Source organism: Georgenia halophila (assembly GCF_039541595.1).
In genome coordinates, this window is the sequence record NZ_BAABGN010000012.1 from 174,104 (window position 1) to 190,611 (window position 16,508).

Genomic DNA, 16,508 nt, shown 5'->3' on the forward strand with positions numbered 1-16,508 from the left:
TCATCCCTCCGGCCGCAGCCGCAGCCCCTGCATGCCGCCGTCGACGGCGAGCGACGTGCCGGTGGTCGAACCGGCCGACGGCGAAGCCAGGTAGGCGACCGCGGCGGCCACCTCGCCGGCGGCGACCAGCCGCCCGTGCGGCTGACGGGCCTCGAGCGCCGTCCGTTCGGCCGCGGGATCCGCGGCCCTGTCGAGCAGCCGGCCGATCCAGGGGGTGTCGGCCGTGCCGGGGTTGACGCAGTTCACGCGGATGCCCTCGCGGATGTGGTCGGCCGCCATGGCGAGGGTCAGCGAGAGGATCGCACCCTTGCTGGCGCCGTACAGCGCCCGGGCCGGGAGCCCCGCCGTCGCCGCGATCGAGCAGGTGTTGACGATCGCCGCGGCGCGCGAGCGACGCAGGTGCGGCAGCGCCGCCCGACTCACCCGGACCACCCCGAGCAGGTTCACGTCCAGGACCCGCTGCCACTCGGCGTCGTCGTTGTCCTCGACCGTGCCCTGGGCACCGATCCCGGCGTTGTTCACGACGATGTCGATCCCACCGAGCCGGTCGGCGACCTCGGTGACGGCGGAGCGCACCGACGCGTCGTCCGTCACGTCGCAGCGCAGCGCCAGGTGACGCGCCTCGGCCGCGTCGGGGTCGACGTCGAGCACCGCCACGGACGCGCCGCGGTCGGCGAGCAGCGCGGCTGTGGCCGCCCCGATGCCGGACGCTCCGCCGGTCACGATGGCGACGAGTCCGCCGAGCTCGCCGGTTGGTGCCTGTGCTGCCTCTGGCATCTCTGTCATGGGACCGCCCCTACGCCTGCTCGAAGACCTGGCGCTGCCGGCCGAGGCCCTCGACCTCGATCTCGACGACGTCGCCCGCGCTGAGGTACGGATACTTCCCGGCCAGTGCCACGCCCTGCGGCGTACCGGTCATGATCACGTCACCGGGCTCGAGCGCCATGTACTGGCTGAGGTGGTGGACGATGAAGTCGACGTCGAAGATCATGTCCGCCGTCGTGGAGTCCTGACGGGGCTCGCCGTTGACCCAGCTGCGCAGCCGCAGGTTCGACGTGTCCACCTCGTCGGCGGGCACGAGCCAGGGGCCGAGCGGGGAGAACCCGGGTGCGCACTTGCCCTTGGACCACTGCCCGCCCGAGACGTCGAGCTGGAACGCGCGCTCGGAGAGGTCGTTCGCGGTGAGGTAGCCGGCGATGTGGTCGCGTGACTCCTCGGGGCCGGAGAGGTAGGAGGCGCGGCGGCCGATGACGACGCCTAGCTCGACCTCCCAGTCGGTGCGGCTGCTGCCCCGGGGGATGTACGCGACGTCGTCGGGTCCCGCCATCGTGTTGGGCGTCTTGAGGAAGACGACCGGTTGGGCCGGCGGCTGGGCTCCGGACTCGGCGGCGTGCGCGGCGTAGTTCATGCCGATGCACACGATCGCGGACGGCCGCGCGACCGGGGAGCCCACGCGCTCGCCGGAGATGTCGGTCTCCGGCAGCTCGCCGGCGTCGATCGCCGCCCGGGTGCGGGCGAGGCCGTCGGCCAGGAAGGCCCCGTCGACGTCGGCCGTGAGGGGCCGCAGGTCGAACGACCTCTCATCGTGGCCGGCGCCGGCCGTGTCATCGGTGACGACAGGACGTTCCGCTCCGGGCGCTCCGACCCGCATGAATCTCATCAGTGGTTCCCTTTCTCGGTGGGTGCCGGTGCGTGCCCGGCGAGGTAGGTCAGCAGCGCGCGGATCCCGAAGCGCCACTCGGGCAGCTCCTCCGTCGCCCCGACCTCGTTGCTCAGTGTCCCCAGGTGGGGGCTGGAGATGGAGACCCGGTCACCCGGCTTGTGGGTGAAGCCGAAGCCGGGGACGTCCCGGTCCAGGGTCGGCGCGAACAGCGTGCCGGTGAACAGGACGAACCCGTCCGGGTACTGGTGGTGGGTGCCGGCCGCGGCGGCGAGCAGCCGTTCGAAGGAGCGGCTGAGGCGGCTGACGTGGTTCTCGCCGTCGAGCACGTAGCCGTCGGTGCCCTCGACGTGCAGCGCGATGCGCTCGTCGTGGGCGTCGTCGAGGGCGAAGACGTCGTCGAAGAGCCGGATGAAGGGGCCGACGGCGGCGGAGGCGTTGTTGTCCTTGGCCATCCCGAGCAGCAGGGCGCTACGGCCCTCGATGTCGCGGAGGTTGACGTCGTTGCCCAGCGTCGCGCCGCGCGGGGCGCCGGAGGAGTCGACGACGAGGACGAGCTCGGGCTCGGGGTTGTTCCAGGTGGAGAACTCCGGGATGCCGACCCGCGCGCCGTGGCCCACGGAGGAGAGCACGGGCGCCTTGGTGAAGACCTCCGGGTAGGGGCCGAGCCCGACCTCGAGGTATTGGGACCACAGCCCCTGAGCGGTGAGAACCTCCTTGACGCGCCGGGCCTCCTCCGAGCCCGGCTCGATGGCGCCGACGGCGTCCCCGAGCGAGTCGGTGACGGCGGAGCGCACCTCGGCGGCCCGGGCCGGGTCGCCGGCGCAGCGTTCCTCGATCACGCGCTCGACCATGCTGTCCGCGAAGGTCACGCCGCAGGCCTTGACCACCTGGAGGTCGATGGGGCTGAGCAGCCGCGGGACCGAGTCGTCGCCCTCCCGCGCGGCGAGCAGGTCTCCGAGCCGCCAGGCGGGTGCTCCGCTGACGGCTCGCACGGCCGCGGCCGCGCCGTCGCCCCGCTCGAGCAGGTCCGCCACCGTGGGCGTGAGGGGGAACAGGTCGTGGACCTCCTCCCCGCGTACCGCGACGGGGCGCGGCCCGCCCGTGACCGGGTCCCAGACGCGGCCGACGAGCACGGCGTCGGTCGCGTCGACCGGGAGGACCTCGTCGACCGCGTGGGCCCGCGGTTCGCCTGTCGTGCTCACGCTCCCCCCGTCTCGTGGGGACCGTGCCAGACGCCGTCGACGCGGCGGGCGATGCCCCAGGGGTTGTCCTCCTGCAGCGCCGGGGGAAGGTGCTCGTCGGCGAACGACTGGAACGACACGGGACGGACGAATCGGCGCACGGCCGCGGTGCCGACCGACGTGGTGCCGGGGGCGGTGGTCGCCGGGTGGGGACCGCCGTGCTGCTGCGCGTAGCTCACGGTCACGCCGGTGGGCCAGCCGTTCCAGATGACGCGTCCGGCTCGGGTCTCGAGCACGCTGAGCAGCTCGGCGGGGTGCTCGCCGGGCTCGCCGTGGACGGTGGCGGTGAGCTGGCCCTCGAGCAGCTCGGCCACGGCGGCCAGCTGGGACTCCGAGCCGTACCGGATGACGAGCCCCGCGGGACCGAACATCTCCTCGCCGAGGATCTCCGGGCGGCTGCGCACCTCCTCGGCGGTCGTGACGAGCACGGTGGGCGACGGCTCGTCGTCGACTCCGCCGTCGTCGTCGTCACCGTCGTCGTCCTCCTCGGCGGCCGCTACGGCGTCTACGCGGTCCCTGCGGTCTGCGCCGTCGATCAGCGTCTCGACACCGTCGGTGGCGGACACGGCGGCGACGGCCTTGCCGTAGCCCTCGGCCAGCCGCTCGCTGAGCATCGGGAACCGCGGCGTGCCCGCGAGCGCCTCGGACAGCGTCGCCGTCGCGGACTCGTCGAGATCAGGAACGAAGAGCACCCCGGGCTTGGTGCAGAACTGCCCCATGCCGAGGGTCAGCGAACCGGCGTAGTCGGCCAGGAGCTGGTCGCGCCGCGCCGCCCAGGCCTGCTCGGTGACGAACACCGGGTTGGTGCTGCCGAGCTCGCCGTAGAAGGGGATCGGCTCGGGCCGGGCATTGATGCGCTCTCGCAGGATCCGGCCCACGGCGGTGGATCCGGTGAAGCCGACGGCCTTGACGAGGGGGTGGTCCACGAGGGCCTCGGCGGCCTCCTGCCCGGTGACGGCGGTGAACAGGTCCTCCGGTGCCGAGGTCTCACCGAGGGCGTCGATCACGATGTCCGCGGTGCGCTTCCCGAGCCGACCGTGGGCCTGGTGGATCTTGTGGACGACGGCGCAGCCGGCCGCGAGCGCCGATGCCGAGTCGCCGCCCATGACGCTGAACGCGAAGGGGAAGTTGGACGCGCCGAAGACGCCGACGACGCCGAGAGGCACGTTCACGCGGCGCAGGTCCGGCCGCGGGCCCATGCCCCAGTCGGGATCGTGATGGTCGATGGTGGCGTCGAGCGGCTGCCCCGCGACGACCTCGTCCGCGAGCAGGCGCAGCTGAAAGGTGGTGCGGGTGAGCTCCCCGCGCAGTCGCGGCTCGGGCAGGTGCGTCTCCTCCTGCGCGAGATCCACCAGCTCGTCGGCCGCGCCGTCCAGCGCGTCGGCGATCGCGGTGAGCCAGCCGGCGCGCTCGCGTGGGGGCACGCCGTAGGCGCCCTGGTAGGCCTCGTGCGCGGCGTGGACCAGGATGTCGAGGTCGGTCGGTCCGGTCTCTGCGGCCATGGTGGTCATGGGGCGATTCTCCTTCCTGTGACGGCGGCACGTTCGCCGACCTCGGCCCAGCCCGCCCCGCCGGGGAAGACCCAGGCCGCCACCGAGGCGGTCTGCATCTGTGCGCTGATGCCCGGCCGCTCCGGCGCGAGGTACCGCCCGCCCTCGACCCGCACCGGGTCGGTGAAGTGCTCGTGGAGGTGGTCGACGTACTCGATGGACCGGTCCTCCATCGATCCGCTGACCGCCGCGTAGTCGAAGAACGAGAAGTGCTGGACCAGCTCGCACAGCCCGACACCGCCGGCGTGGGGGCACACCGGGACGCCGAACTTGGCCGCGAGGACGATGTTGGCGATGTTCTCGTTGACGCCCGCCACGCGGGTCGAGTCGATCTGCATGACGTCGATCGCGCCGGCCTGCAGCAGCTGCTTGAAGACGATCCGGTTGGCGACGGCCTCGCCGGTGGCGACCTTCACGGGTGCGACGCCGCGGCGGATCTCGGCGTGCCCGAGGATGTCGTCGGTCGACGTCGGCTCCTCGATCCACCAGGGCTCGAACTCGGCGAGGGCGCCCACCCACTCGATCGCCTCGCCGACCTCCCAGCGCTGGTTGGCGTCGATGGAGATGCGGATGTCGGGCCCGACGGCGTCGCGAGCCAGCCGCATCCGCCTGCGGTCCTCGTCGAGGTCGCCGCCGACCTTGAGCTTGATCATCCCGAAGCCGTCGGCGACGGCCTCCTTGCTGAGCCGGACCAGCTTGTCGTCACTGTAGCCGAGCCAGCCGGGCGTGGTCGTGTAGGCGGGGAAGCCGTCACGCTTCAGCTCGGCGATCCGCTCGGCCTTGCCGTCCTCGGCACGGCGCAGGATCTCGAGCGCCTCGTCCTCGGTGAGCGCGTTGCGGATGTGGGTGAAGTCGACGGCGGCGACGAGCTCCTCGGGCGCCATCTCGGCGAGCAGCAACCACAGCGGCTTGTCGGCCCGGCGGGCCTTGAGGTCCCACAGCGCGTTGACGAGCCCGCCGCAGGCCATGTGCGAGACGCCCTTCTCCGGGCCGAGCCAGCGCAGCTGGGAGTCGTGGACCAGCAGCCGGGAGGCACCGCCGAGGTCGTCGAGGAGATCCTCCGTGTCCTTGCCGAGCAGGAGGCGCCCGTAGCTCTCCATGGCGCCGGAGACGATCTCGTTGCCGCGCCCGCCGGTGAAGACCATGCCGTAGCCCGTGTCACCGTCGGAGGTGGTGACCGCGACGTAGGCGGCCGAGTAGTCGGGGTCGACGTTGACCGCGTCGGAGCCGTCCAGCTCCAGGGAGGTCGGGAAACGGACGTCGCTGACGTCGACGGACTCGATGCGTGACATGGTCACTCCTTCAGGTGGCGTACGGGGCGCACGCGGACAGGGCGGACAGGGCGGACAGGGCGGAGAGGGCGCGGGAGGGGACCCGTCACTCGACCGGCTCGGGCACGAGCTGGTCGGCGGGCAGGCCGAGGGAGTTCAGGAGCTCCACCAGCTGGGTGACGGTGGAGTCGGCGAGCGGGACGGAGCTGCGGTGCCGCTCGGCGTTGGCGTGCTCGATGTCGCCGGGCGCGAAGGTGGTCCCGTCCGGGCCGGCCGAGCCACGCACCTTCTCCTGGAGCTCGGCGACCCGGCGCTCGCTGTGCTCGCGGGAGGTGAAGGCCGCCGTGTCGATCGCGAGGACGAGGTGGCCGGTGTTCATCCGGGAGGCGTGATTCGCCCAGATGTCCTCCGTCTCGTAGGCGTAGCTCGCCGTCGTCAGGGAGGCCGACAGGGCCTCCAGGAGCACGGCGACGGCGGAGCCCTTGGCCCCGCCGAACGGCAGCAGCGCGCCGGCGAGCGCCTCCGCCGGGTCTGTGGTGGGTTGGCCGGCGGCGTCCACGGCCCAGCCCTCGGGCACGGGCTCGCCCTGGTTTCGTGCGGCGACCACCTTCCCGTACGCACCGGCGCTTGTCGCCATGTCCGCGGTGAGGGCTCCGGGCCCGGCGCTGGGGGCCGCGATGGTGAGCGGGTTGGTGCCGAGGATCTTCTCGACGCCACCGAACGGCGTGACGCTCGGGCCGGTGGTGGAGGTGATGACGGCGACCAGCCCGTCGGCGGCGAGGCGTTCGGTCCAGTAGGCGCCGGCCCCGTAGTGGGTGCTGTTCTGGACGGCGACGACGCCGGTGCCCAGCTCCTTGGCGATGCTCGCCACGCGCTCGGTCACGGTGGCCATGGCGACCTGGCCGAGTCCGGAGTCGGCGTCCAGGACGGCGGTGGCGCCGTGCTCGCGCACCCACGTCATCGCGGGGCGCGCGTTGATGCCGCCGGCCTGCAGGGCCGAGGTGTAGAGCGGCAGGCGCAGCAGCCCGTGCGAGGCGATGCCGCGGCGGTCGGCCTCCACCAGGGCGCGGGAGGTCAGCTCGGCGTCCTCCGGCGGGACGTCGGCCGCCTCCAGGGCGCGCGCCCCCAGGGTGACGAGCGCGTCGGCCGGGTACCTCGGGTCCATGATCACCACTGCGTGGGCCTTCCTATAGGAACTGCCAGAAGCGTATGGGGAACGGGCGGATGATGTAAACGCGCGGTCCCGGGTGGCGATACGGTGACCGGATCCACGCTGCTTCGATCGCGCGTCAGCGCGCCCCTCGAGGAGGAAGACATGGTCGGCGACGACGAAGGCGTCATGGGCGATGGCACGGTCACCGCCGCCCACACCGCCCTGCTCGACCGCATGGCGGGTCTGCGGCTCCTGCCGGTGGTCGTGCTGCAGGACGCCGGTCACGCCGTCCCGCTGGCCCGCGCCCTGGTCGCCGGCGGGCTCCCGGTGGCCGAGGTGACGTTCCGGACTGCGGCGGCCGCCGACTCCATCCGGGCGATGACCGACGCCGGCATCACCACGGCCGACGGCAGCGGCCTCCTGGTGGGCGCCGGGACGGTGGTCACACCCGAGCAGGTGGACGCCGCCGTCGCCGCCGGAGCCCGTTTCGTCGTCTCCCCCGGGTTGAGCCGCGCGGTCGTCGAGCGTTGCCAGGAGCACGGCGTGCTCGCGCTGCCGGGGACGGTCACCGCCACCGAGGTCCAGGCCGCGCTCGCCATGGGGCTGCGCACCGTGAAGTTCTTCCCGGCCGGCGTCTCCGGCGGCCCCGCCGCCATCAAGGCGCTCTCGGCGCCCTTCCCGCAGATGAGTTTCGTGCCCACCGGTGGCGTCACCGAGGCGAACCTCGCCGACTACCTCGCCCTGCCCTCCGTCGTCGCCGCCGGCGGCTCCTGGATGGTGCCGGCCGACGCCGTCGCGGCGGGTGACAGCGCCACGATCGAGTCCCTCACGGCGTCCGCCGTCGCCGCGGCGCGTGGAGCGGGCGCATGAACGCACCGGTGGCCGGCCGACCGGCCACGCCCGCCCGCGACCCCGAGGTGCTGTGCATCGGGGAGACCATGGCCATGGTCACGTCGGCGGACGCCGGCCCGGTGGCCACGTCCGAGACGTTCACCGTCAGTGCCGGCGGTGCCGAGTCCAACCTCGCGCAGTATCTGGCGGAGATGGGACTGGCGACGGCGTGGGTCTCCGCACTCGGCGCCGACCCGCTGGGTGACCGCATCGTCGCCGTGCTGCACTCCTCGGGTGTCGACACCCGCTGGGTCACCCGTGACCCGGAAGCCAACACCGGCCTGTACGTCAAGGACCCGGGCGCCGGCGTGTACTACTACCGTCGCGGCTCGGCGGCCTCCCGCCTCGGCCCCGAGGACGTGCGGTCGTGGCCGTTCGACGGTGCCCGCTGGGTCCACGTCTCCGGCATCACCCCGGCGCTGTCGGCCACCTGCCGCGAGCTGCTCCCCGCGGTCGTCGACGCCGCCCGCTCGGTCGGCGCCGGCATCAGCTTCGACGTCAACTACCGGCCGGCCCTGTGGAGCGCGGACGAGGCCGCCGCGACGCTCCGGCCGCTCGCCGACCGCGCCGACGTCGTGCTCGTCGGCCGTGACGAGGCCGAGACCCTCTGGGGCACGGCCGCCGCCGAGGACGTCGCCGCCCTGTTCCCCGGCGCGGGCCGCGTCGTCGTCAAGGACGGCGACGTCGAGGCGGTGGAGGTCGACCGATCCGGAGCTGACCGATCCGCCGGGGCGGGGGTCACGCGACTACCGGCACGCACGGTCGACGTCGTCGAGCCGGTGGGCGCCGGGGATGCCTTCGCCGCCGGGTACCTCATCGCCCTGCTGCGTGGCGACGGCGCGCGGGACCGGCTCGCGATGGGTCACTCGCTGGCCGCGTGGGTGCTCGGCTCGCCGCACGACAACCGGCCGGGTCACGGGCCGCACGTGCGAGCCTGAGCATCATGACCGAGCAGATCGTTCTCGTTCCCGCGCCCCCCGACGACTTCCTGCTCCAGGCCTGCGGCCGGTTCCGGCTCCTCCGGCTGTGGGAGGAGGCGGACCCCGACCGCTACCTCGCCGACCACGGCGGCGAGGTCGTCGCCGTCGCGAACCCGGGCCACAGCCCGGTGCCGGTGTCGTTGCTCGACCGGCTGCCGAACCTAGAGCTGATCGCCCACGTCGGCGTGGGCTACGACTCGGTCGACATCGAGGCGGCGGTGGCACGCGGGGTGCTCGTCGCCAACGCTTCCGGGTCCAACGACAACGAGGTCGCCGACACCGCGATGGGCCTGCTGCTCATGGCGGTGCGGGAGCTCGGGCGGGCGGAGCAGCACCTGCGCGCAGGACGCTGGGAGTCCGACGGTCCATACCCGCTGACCGATCTCTCCCTGCGCGGACGCACGATCGGCCTGCTCGGGATGGGCAGGATCGGTCAGGCCATCGCTCGGCGGGCCGAGGCGTTCGACATGACGGTCGTCTACCACACGCGCACGGCTCGAGACGTGCCCTACCGCCACCTCCCCACGCCCTCCGCGCTGGCGCGGACGGCGGACGTCCTCGTGGTGGCGGTCCCTGGCGGCGCGACCACCCACCACCTGGTGAACGCCGACGTGCTGACCGAGCTGGGTCCCGACGGTGTCCTGATCAATGTCGCGCGCGGCTCGATCGTCGACGAGGAGGCCCTGGCAGCCGCACTTGCGGACGGCACCATCCACGCCGCCGGTCTGGACGTCTACGAGAACGAGCCGCACGTGCCGGAGGAGCTGCTGGCGCTGGACAACGCGGTGCTGCTGCCGCACGTCGGCTCGGCCAGCGTGCCCACCAGACGGGCGATGGCCGAGCTCGCCGCCGAGAACCTCGCGGCATGGTTCGATCGCCGCGAGGTCCTGACGCCGGTCCCGGAGTGCGCCGGCCTCCTGCCGGGCAGCGAGTGACGGACTCAGTGCATGTATAGACCACCGTCCACGTTGAGCGTCTGCCCGGTGATGTAGCCGGCGTCCGCCGAGACCAGGAAGCTGATCGCCGCCGCGATGTCGTCCACCGTGCCGACCCGGTCGACGAGCAGGTCCTCGGCGAGCTGCGCCTTGCGCTCGTCGGTCAGCGCGCCGCCCATGATGTCGGTGTCGATGGGGCCGGGCGCGATCGCGTTGACCGTGATCCCTCGAGGCCCGAGCTCGCGTGCGAGAGCACGGGTCAGGCCGATGACGCCCGCCTTGGACACCGAGTACGGGGTCTTGCTGTAGGTTCCGCCGCCACGCTGCGCCGACACCGAGGACAGCGAGACGATGCGGCCACCGCCGTTCGCGACCATCGAGCGCGCGACGCGCCTGGTCACGTAGTGCACCCCGAACAGGTTCACGCGCAGCACCCGTTCCCACTCGGCGTCGTCGAGATCCTCGTACGCCGTCGGAGAGCTCACCCCGGCGACGTTCGCGAGCGCGACGACCGGCGGCAGACCGGCGTTCTCGATCTCGTCCACCGCCGCGCTCACCGCGGCGCTGTCGCTGACGTCCACCCCCATGCCGACGGCCCGGACACCGAGCTCGTCGCGCAGCTCCTCGGCAAGCTCATGAACCGCCGACCCGTCGACGTCGAGCAGCCCTAGTGACCAGCCGTCGGCTGCCAGCCGCCGGGCGGCCGCCCGGCCGATGCCGCGCCGGGAGCCCGCTCCTGTGACGATCGCCGACCGCTCGGCGGGAAAGCTGTCCATCCGGTTCTCCTCAGATCAGTGGTGGTCGGTGCCGGGTGTTCTCAATAGGTGTAATCGGTGCCGCGCTCCCAGTCGGGGAACGCCCAGTCCTCCCGGGAGACGTCCGCCCCTTCTGCCCGGGCCTGCTCGATGGCCGCGTCCAGCGCCTCGGAGTGGGCGGCGCTGAGCTTGGTCAGCTCACCCTCCAGGTCGCTGATGTCGCCGCCGAGGTACCCCTGGACGATGTTGCCGATCTCGGGCGACACCGGCGAGATCAACGCTTGGGCCTCGGTGACCTCGATGTTGCGCACCTGCGGCTCCGGAGCGCGGAACACGCGCTTCTGGAAGTCCGCCACGAGCCAGGCGTACGGCTCGATCACGTCGGCCTTCTCGACGGCGTCGAGGTTGATCGGCGGCTGGTCCATCGCCTCGGCGAGACCCACCTGGTAGTCGTCCGCGGTGAACGACTCCACGAGTCCGCTCGCGGCCTCGGCGTTGCCGGTGCTGGAGGCGACGAACCAGGTCGGAGCGGGGGCGCCCCGGGTGATGATCAGCTCCTCGCCCCCCGGCGTGAGCTGGCCGGACGTGGCCATCCTGGGCAGGTGGTCGGGGTTCAGCGCACGGCATCCGCCCGGGGACCAAGGACCGTCGATGAAGAAGCCGATGTTGCCGGCCGCCCACCGGCCACGGGCGTCGGTGATGCCGAAGGAGCTGCTCCCGGGTAGCAGCCAGCCGTTGTCCGAGATCTCTTTCAGGAACTCGATCACCTCGATGTAGGACTCGTGGTGGTAGGCGTACTCGCCGGTGTCGTACCGCTGACCCTGCCAGCCCGGGAAGCCGGCGGCCTGCGCCAGGTCATCGACCTGGTCACCGATCCGCCCGCTGTCTCCGAGGGCCAGTGTCATCGGGGCGTACTCGCCGTGGTCGGCGATGGCTTGCAGCGCGGCGCGCATGTCGTCGTAGCTCTTCGGTCCCTCGAACCCGACCTCTTGCCGGATCTCCTCGTTGAACCAGGTGCAGGCCCAGTACTGGCGGTCGGACAGGGCCGGGAGCCCGTAGATCTGCCCGTCGAGCATGGTGATGCCGTCGGTGAAGGCGCCCTCGGGCAGGCGGGCCATGGCCTCGTCCGAGATCTCGATCGGGTGCAGCCAGCCGGCCTCCACCAGGGCCGGCAGGGGCAGGCCGAGAGTGTTGGAGTAGACGTCGGGAAGCTGGTCCGACTGATTGGCGAGCTGGAGCGCCTCGGTGTGCTGGCTGGGCTCGTTGTAGCTGTACTCGATGTTGACGCCCAGCTCCTGCGACCAGTCCGTCGCCCAGTCGGCGTGCAGGTCCTGCAGACCACCGAAGTGGTCCCACCAGCGCAGGCCCGATCCGCCTCCGCCGCCGCCCCCACCGTTGCCGCCACCGTTGGGTTCGGGTGGCGGGCTCTCCGAGCACGAGGCGAGCGCCCCGGCGATCGTGACCGCGCTGAGGCCGCCGATGAACCGGCGACGTGACAAGACAGACATCGTTGTCTCCTTCTTGAGGTGGTTTGACGGATTGTCAGGACTTGACGGCACCGGCGATGCCTTCGACGAAGTACTTCTGCATGAAGAAGAACAGGGAGATCACCGGGAGGAGGGCGATCACCCCGGCGGCGGCCATCCCCGGCCAGTCGGTGGAGTTCTCGCCCACGAACGCCTGCATGCCGACGCTGACCGTGCGCAGGGCCGGGTTGCTGAACGAGAAGACCAGCGGCAGGAGGAACGCGTTCCAGGTGAACAGGAACGTCATGATCGCCACGGTGGCGGTGACCGGCATGGACAGCGGCAGCATGATCTTCATGAAGACCCGCAGGAAGCCGGCCCCGTCCACGATCGCCGCTTCCTCCAGCTCCGCCGGCATCCCGCGGAAGTAACCGGCGTAGATCAGGATGGCGGCGACGTTGGAGGCACCGCCGAGGGCGAGGATCATGCCGGTCAGCGTGTTGAGCAGACCGAGCTCCAGGGAGACCTTGACGATGGGGATGATCGTGTACCCGGCTGGCACGAACAGGGTCGCCACGAAGATGCCGATGATCAGGCGAGAGCCCGGGAACCGGTAACGGCCGATCACGTATCCGGCGAGCGCGCACCGCACCACGACGATGGCGGTGGTGGCGACCGTGACGATGACGGTGTTGAGCAGGTAGTGGCTGAACTGCCCGTCGGTCCACGCGCGGGCGTAGTTCTCCCACTGCACGGCCTCCGGGATCAGCCCCAGACCGCCTTCGAAGATCTCGCCCGAGGTCTTCAGGGAAGCCGAGACCATCCAGATGAACGGGAAGACCCAGACGAAGCCGAGGCCGGCGAGCACGGCGGCGACGATCCACCAGCCCCGACGCTTGATCCGGCGGCCCGGAGGTCGGGGGCCGGTCAGGGACTGGTCGGCGGACGGCGGCTGCGTGGGGACGACGGTGGTGGTCATGCTCGTCCTCTCATTCGGCGGGACGCGACGGTGGCCCAGGCCTGCAGGATCGCAATCACCAGGACCAGCAGGCCGAACAGCACCGCCGCGGCAGAGGCGAAGCCCAGCTGCGGGATCGAGGCGGCGAACGCCCACCGGTAGATGTAGATCTCGATGATCTCCGTGCTGAAGAACGGGCCTCCCTCGGTGAGCGTGTACATGAGGTCGAAGTTGTGGAAGCAGTCCTCGACGGTCAGCACCGAGATGATGAGCAGGAAGGGCAGCAGCATCGGCAGGGTGATGTGCCGGAAGATGCGCATGCCGCCCGCGCCATCGATCCTGGCGGCCTCGTACAGGTCCTGCGGGATCGTCTGGAGGGCGGCCAGCCAGTAGATCATCGTGATGCCGAAGAACTTCCAGACGTAGAGGATGCTCGCGGTGTACAGCGCGGTCGACGACTGGCCGAGCAGGCTGACCGGCGGCATGCCGAACAGGTCCAGCACGGCGGCGACCGGACCGGAGGCCGGGTCGAGGATGAACCGCATGACCACGCCGACGATCGCCGTCGTGGTCACCACCGGCAGGAAGTACACCGTCCGGAACAACCGGCTGAACGGCAGCTTCGGAGAGTTCAGCAGGACGGCCAGGGCGAAGGCGCCGAACACCCGCAGCGGGGCCACCACGAGCAGGAACACCATGCTGACCTTGACCGAGTTCCAGAAGTTCGGGTCGGCCAGGACCGCCTCGTAGTTGCTCAGGCCGACGAAGCGCATGTCGGAGCTGAACCCGTTCCACTGCACCAGCGAGTACCAGTAGCTGGCGATGATCGGGTAGATCGTGTACAGCCCGTACAGGACGAAGGTCGGCAGCAGGAAGGCGTAGATCCACAGGTTGCGTCGGCGTTGCCGCGCCCGTTGCCCGGGTCGTGAGGGCACGCCGGGTCGTGGCGGCGCGGCCGACGGTGCGGCCGTCAGGGACTGACTCGCCATCGAGCACCCCTCCTGGTCGGGATCTTCAGCGGATCTGGCTGAGGGAAAAGGTCCGTGGGTCGTTGCCGGTGCGGGCACCGCTGTCCAGCCGGTCCAGATCGGTCAGCTGGGCCGGGCTGAGCGTGATGTCGGCCAGTGTCGCGTTGAGGCGCATCCGTTCGGCCGACACGGTCTTGGGGATCACGACGTGCCCCTTGTCGAGGTGCCAGCGCAGGACGATCTGCGCCGGCGTGACACCGAGCTCGTCGGCGATCGTGGTCACGGTCGGGTGCTCGAGGTCGGCTCCGCGGCCCAGCGGTGAGTACGCCTCGACGGTGACGCCGTGCTCGCGGCACCACGCGACGACGTCGGGCTGCTGGTACGTCGGGTGCACCTCGATCTGGTTGACCGCCGGCAGCTCCTCGGGCGGTAGCTCGTCGGCTCGCGGGACGATCTCCTCGAGGTGCTCGACGAGGAAGTTGGACACGCCGACCGCCCGTACCCGGCCCTGCCGGCGGAGCGTCTGCAGGGCTCGCCAGCTGTCCTGCCACAGTCCCGCGGCCGGGTTGGGCCAGTGGATGAGGTACAGGTCGAGCGCCTCGAGCCCGAGGCGGGCACAGGTGTCGTCGTACGCGCGCAACGTGCTGTCGTAACCCTGGTCGCCGTTTCGCAGCTTCGAGGTGACGAACAGCTCGTCGCGCGGAAGCCCGGAGGCGCGCACCGCGGCACCGACGCCCTCTTCGTTGACGTAGGCGGCGGCGGTGTCGATGTGGCGGTACCCGACCTCCAGGGCCTGCTCCACCACGGCCTGCGCCTCGGCCGAGGGAACCTCGAAGACACCCAGACCCACCTGCGGGATCCGCACCCCGCCGGGCAGCTCCAGGGTCGAGCTCAGCGCGGTGGTCATCGTGGCTCCAGAACCAGGAGGGAGACGGCCGGGAGCGGCAGGGACACCGTGAGCGCGAGCTCGCCGTCGACCGGTTCGGCTCGCCGCGCCGGTTCGAGCTGCTCGAGGCCCTGGCGATCGCGGATGGTCGAGAGCTGGTCCGCCGTCGGGGTCTGCGGGGAGCCGAGGGCGCTCCAGGCGGTGTGCGAGTTGCTGTGGTCGGCGTCGATCCGCCAGTGCGTGACGTCGTACGCGTCGGCGTCCAGGCCGGTGACCTGCAGCGCCACGTCCGCCTCGGCGTCGTCGCGCTGGTACTGGTCGTCGGTGTGCCGCCACACCAGGACGGCGACGGTCCCCGCCGCCGAGCGGGAGGCCAGGGCGTCGATCTCCTCGGGCATGCTGCGGCCGAGCGCCTCGTCGAGGAGCGCGACCGGCTGCGCGGCGTCCGAGACCGCCTCGACCCGGCGCTCACCGAGCCTCGCGAGGGCCCGGTAGGCGTTGAGGAGCGGCTTCTCGATGCCACCGGCGGTCAGGAACGCCCTCGTGCCCTCGAAGTACCGCTCGCCCTCGAAGTAGAAGCTCCAGGAGGTGGCCTGCTGGACCGCGGCCTGCTCCTGGTCGTTCAGGTCGAGGAGCTTCTTCATGAGCTTGACCTGGAACACCGGGAAGTACTCGGTGTTCTGGAACTGGAAGTTCGCGTTGTCGTAGGCGCTGTGGTGGGCCGGCACGCCGGCGTCGCACTCGTCCACGATCGCCGGCAGGTCCCGGTACTCCTCGAACTCAGCGATCACCCGCAGCATGCGGCGCACCTCGAAGAGCATCTTGTTGGCCGAGGGATTCTGCTGCTGGGGGGCGGGCCCGCCGGTGGGCCCGTAGACCCGCCAGGGGCTGAAGGCCGAGCCCTTCGTGTGGAAGGAGACGAAGTCGATCGGGTCCTGCTGCTCCCGGGTGTGGTGCAGGAAGCCGCGCAGGAACTCGACGCCGGAGCCGGTCACGGCGGGTCCGCCGACCTTCGCGTCCGGGATGACGCTGCGCACCGCTCGCGCGGTGACCGAGTAGAGCTCGTAGAACTCCTCCGGCGTGCCCCGCCAGTAGAAGATGTCCGGCTCGTTCCACAGCTCCCAGAGCCAGGTGCGGACCTCCTCGGCCCCGTACCGCTCGAGGCAGTGCTGCGCATGGGCGGCCACCAGGGCGCCCCAGCGCTCATAGTCCCTGGGCGGGTACGCCCAGGCGCCCGCCTCGTAGTTGCTGTAGACGGTCGGACTCGGGACCACCGTCAGGTCGGCGGCGTGGTCGGGCAGCAGGTCGCGGGGCGTGAACGCCAGCTCCACCAGGACGTGGTGGCCGGCCTCGACGATGGCGTCGTACGCGCTGTCCACGAGGGAGAAGTCGTAGAACGGGTTGCCGTCCGCGTCCTCGTGATAGACGTTCCCGTTGCCCCAGTGCGGCAGACCGAAGCCGCTGCCGGAGCAGAAGACGTAGTGCGGCCGGACGTGGAAACCCCGGTCGGTCATCTCTCCGAAGGTCTGCAGGAGCTTGCGCCCCGTGGCGGTGTAGGTCCAGTTGAACTCGTCGTAGCCGATGCTCTCCCAGATGCGGGCCAGCGCCCCGCGGTCGGCCCGCGCGTCGATACGCACTCGCGCGGTGCGGACATGGGGTGCGTCCGGGTCGCTCGGGGCGGACTTGGGGAAGACCGCCTCGTCCGCGCCGATGCCTGGGTTCAGATCCGTAGTGCTCACGACCTTGCGCGCCTCTCCTCATCGGGGATGCCAGCCGTCATCGCTGACGCCG

At 71.4% G+C, this 16,508-nt stretch carries 15 protein-coding genes; 3 read left to right on the forward strand and 12 right to left on the reverse strand.

Annotated elements, in window-relative coordinates; all coding sequences use genetic code 11:
• From ABD907_RS14750 to ABD907_RS14775, 6 genes are all read right to left on the reverse strand, one after another.
• Positions 1–786, reverse strand: a complete 786-nt coding sequence (locus ABD907_RS14750; protein WP_345217029.1) for an SDR family NAD(P)-dependent oxidoreductase — start codon at positions 784–786, stop codon at positions 1–3.
• Positions 787–796: 10 nt separating this feature from the next.
• Entirely contained in the window at positions 797–1,660 is an 864-nt protein-coding gene (locus ABD907_RS14755; protein WP_345217030.1) for a fumarylacetoacetate hydrolase family protein, read from the reverse strand.
• Positions 1,660–2,865: a fumarylacetoacetate hydrolase family protein gene (locus ABD907_RS14760; protein WP_345217031.1), complete on the reverse strand. Its 1,206-nt coding sequence runs from the start codon at positions 2,863–2,865 to the stop codon at positions 1,660–1,662. Before ABD907_RS14760 ends, ABD907_RS14755 begins: the two co-directional genes overlap by 1 nt.
• The gene (locus tag ABD907_RS14765; protein WP_345217032.1) at positions 2,862–4,415 is read right to left on the reverse strand and encodes an aldehyde dehydrogenase (NADP(+)); all 1,554 of its coding nucleotides are present in this window, start codon (positions 4,413–4,415) and stop codon (positions 2,862–2,864) included. The genes ABD907_RS14760 and ABD907_RS14765 overlap by 4 nt, the downstream gene beginning before the upstream one ends.
• Entirely contained in the window at positions 4,412–5,746 is a 1,335-nt protein-coding gene (locus ABD907_RS14770) for an enolase C-terminal domain-like protein (RefSeq protein WP_345217033.1), read from the reverse strand. The genes ABD907_RS14765 and ABD907_RS14770 overlap by 4 nt, the downstream gene beginning before the upstream one ends.
• An 85-nt stretch (positions 5,747–5,831) precedes the next feature.
• The gene (locus ABD907_RS14775) at positions 5,832–6,890 is read right to left on the reverse strand and encodes an Ldh family oxidoreductase (RefSeq protein WP_345217034.1); all 1,059 of its coding nucleotides are present in this window, start codon (positions 6,888–6,890) and stop codon (positions 5,832–5,834) included.
• Between the two features lie 150 nt (positions 6,891–7,040).
• Between ABD907_RS14775 and eda the strand changes: the two genes are divergently transcribed.
• Genes eda through ABD907_RS14790 form a run of 3 tightly spaced genes read left to right on the forward strand, consistent with a single transcriptional unit; the run spans position 7,041 to position 9,684 of the window.
• A complete protein-coding gene (gene eda, locus ABD907_RS14780) occupies positions 7,041–7,748 on the forward strand; it encodes a bifunctional 4-hydroxy-2-oxoglutarate aldolase/2-dehydro-3-deoxy-phosphogluconate aldolase (RefSeq protein ID WP_345217035.1) in 708 nt (235 codons plus the stop codon).
• On the forward strand, positions 7,745–8,707 hold the full coding sequence (locus ABD907_RS14785; RefSeq protein ID WP_345217036.1) for a sugar kinase: 963 nt from the start codon (positions 7,745–7,747) through the stop codon (positions 8,705–8,707). The genes eda and ABD907_RS14785 overlap by 4 nt, the downstream gene beginning before the upstream one ends.
• Before the next feature lie 5 nt (positions 8,708–8,712).
• On the forward strand, positions 8,713–9,684 hold the full coding sequence (locus ABD907_RS14790) for a 2-hydroxyacid dehydrogenase (RefSeq protein ID WP_345217037.1): 972 nt from the start codon (positions 8,713–8,715) through the stop codon (positions 9,682–9,684).
• A 5-nt stretch (positions 9,685–9,689) separates the two neighbouring features.
• On the opposite strand, the gene ABD907_RS14795 is transcribed toward ABD907_RS14790, so the two are convergent.
• The 6 genes from ABD907_RS14795 to ABD907_RS14820 are packed head-to-tail and all read right to left on the reverse strand — an operon-like array spanning position 9,690 to position 16,456.
• Entirely contained in the window at positions 9,690–10,460 is a 771-nt protein-coding gene (locus ABD907_RS14795) for an SDR family NAD(P)-dependent oxidoreductase (RefSeq protein WP_345217038.1), read from the reverse strand.
• A gap of 41 nt (positions 10,461–10,501) precedes the next feature.
• Positions 10,502–11,947: an ABC transporter substrate-binding protein gene (locus tag ABD907_RS14800; RefSeq protein ID WP_345217039.1), complete on the reverse strand. Its 1,446-nt coding sequence runs from the start codon at positions 11,945–11,947 to the stop codon at positions 10,502–10,504.
• Between the two features lie 34 nt (positions 11,948–11,981).
• Positions 11,982–12,884, reverse strand: coding sequence for a carbohydrate ABC transporter permease (locus ABD907_RS14805; RefSeq protein WP_345217040.1), 903 nt, complete (start codon positions 12,882–12,884; stop codon positions 11,982–11,984).
• On the reverse strand, positions 12,881–13,852 hold the full coding sequence (locus ABD907_RS14810; protein ID WP_345217041.1) for a carbohydrate ABC transporter permease: 972 nt from the start codon (positions 13,850–13,852) through the stop codon (positions 12,881–12,883). Before ABD907_RS14810 ends, ABD907_RS14805 begins: the two co-directional genes overlap by 4 nt.
• 25 nt (positions 13,853–13,877) lie before the next feature.
• Positions 13,878–14,738, reverse strand: coding sequence for an aldo/keto reductase (locus ABD907_RS14815; protein ID WP_345217042.1), 861 nt, complete (start codon positions 14,736–14,738; stop codon positions 13,878–13,880).
• Positions 14,735–16,456, reverse strand: a complete 1,722-nt coding sequence (locus ABD907_RS14820; RefSeq protein ID WP_345217043.1) for a GH39 family glycosyl hydrolase — start codon at positions 16,454–16,456, stop codon at positions 14,735–14,737. The genes ABD907_RS14815 and ABD907_RS14820 overlap by 4 nt, the downstream gene beginning before the upstream one ends.
• Between the last annotated feature and the right edge of the window lie 52 nt (positions 16,457–16,508).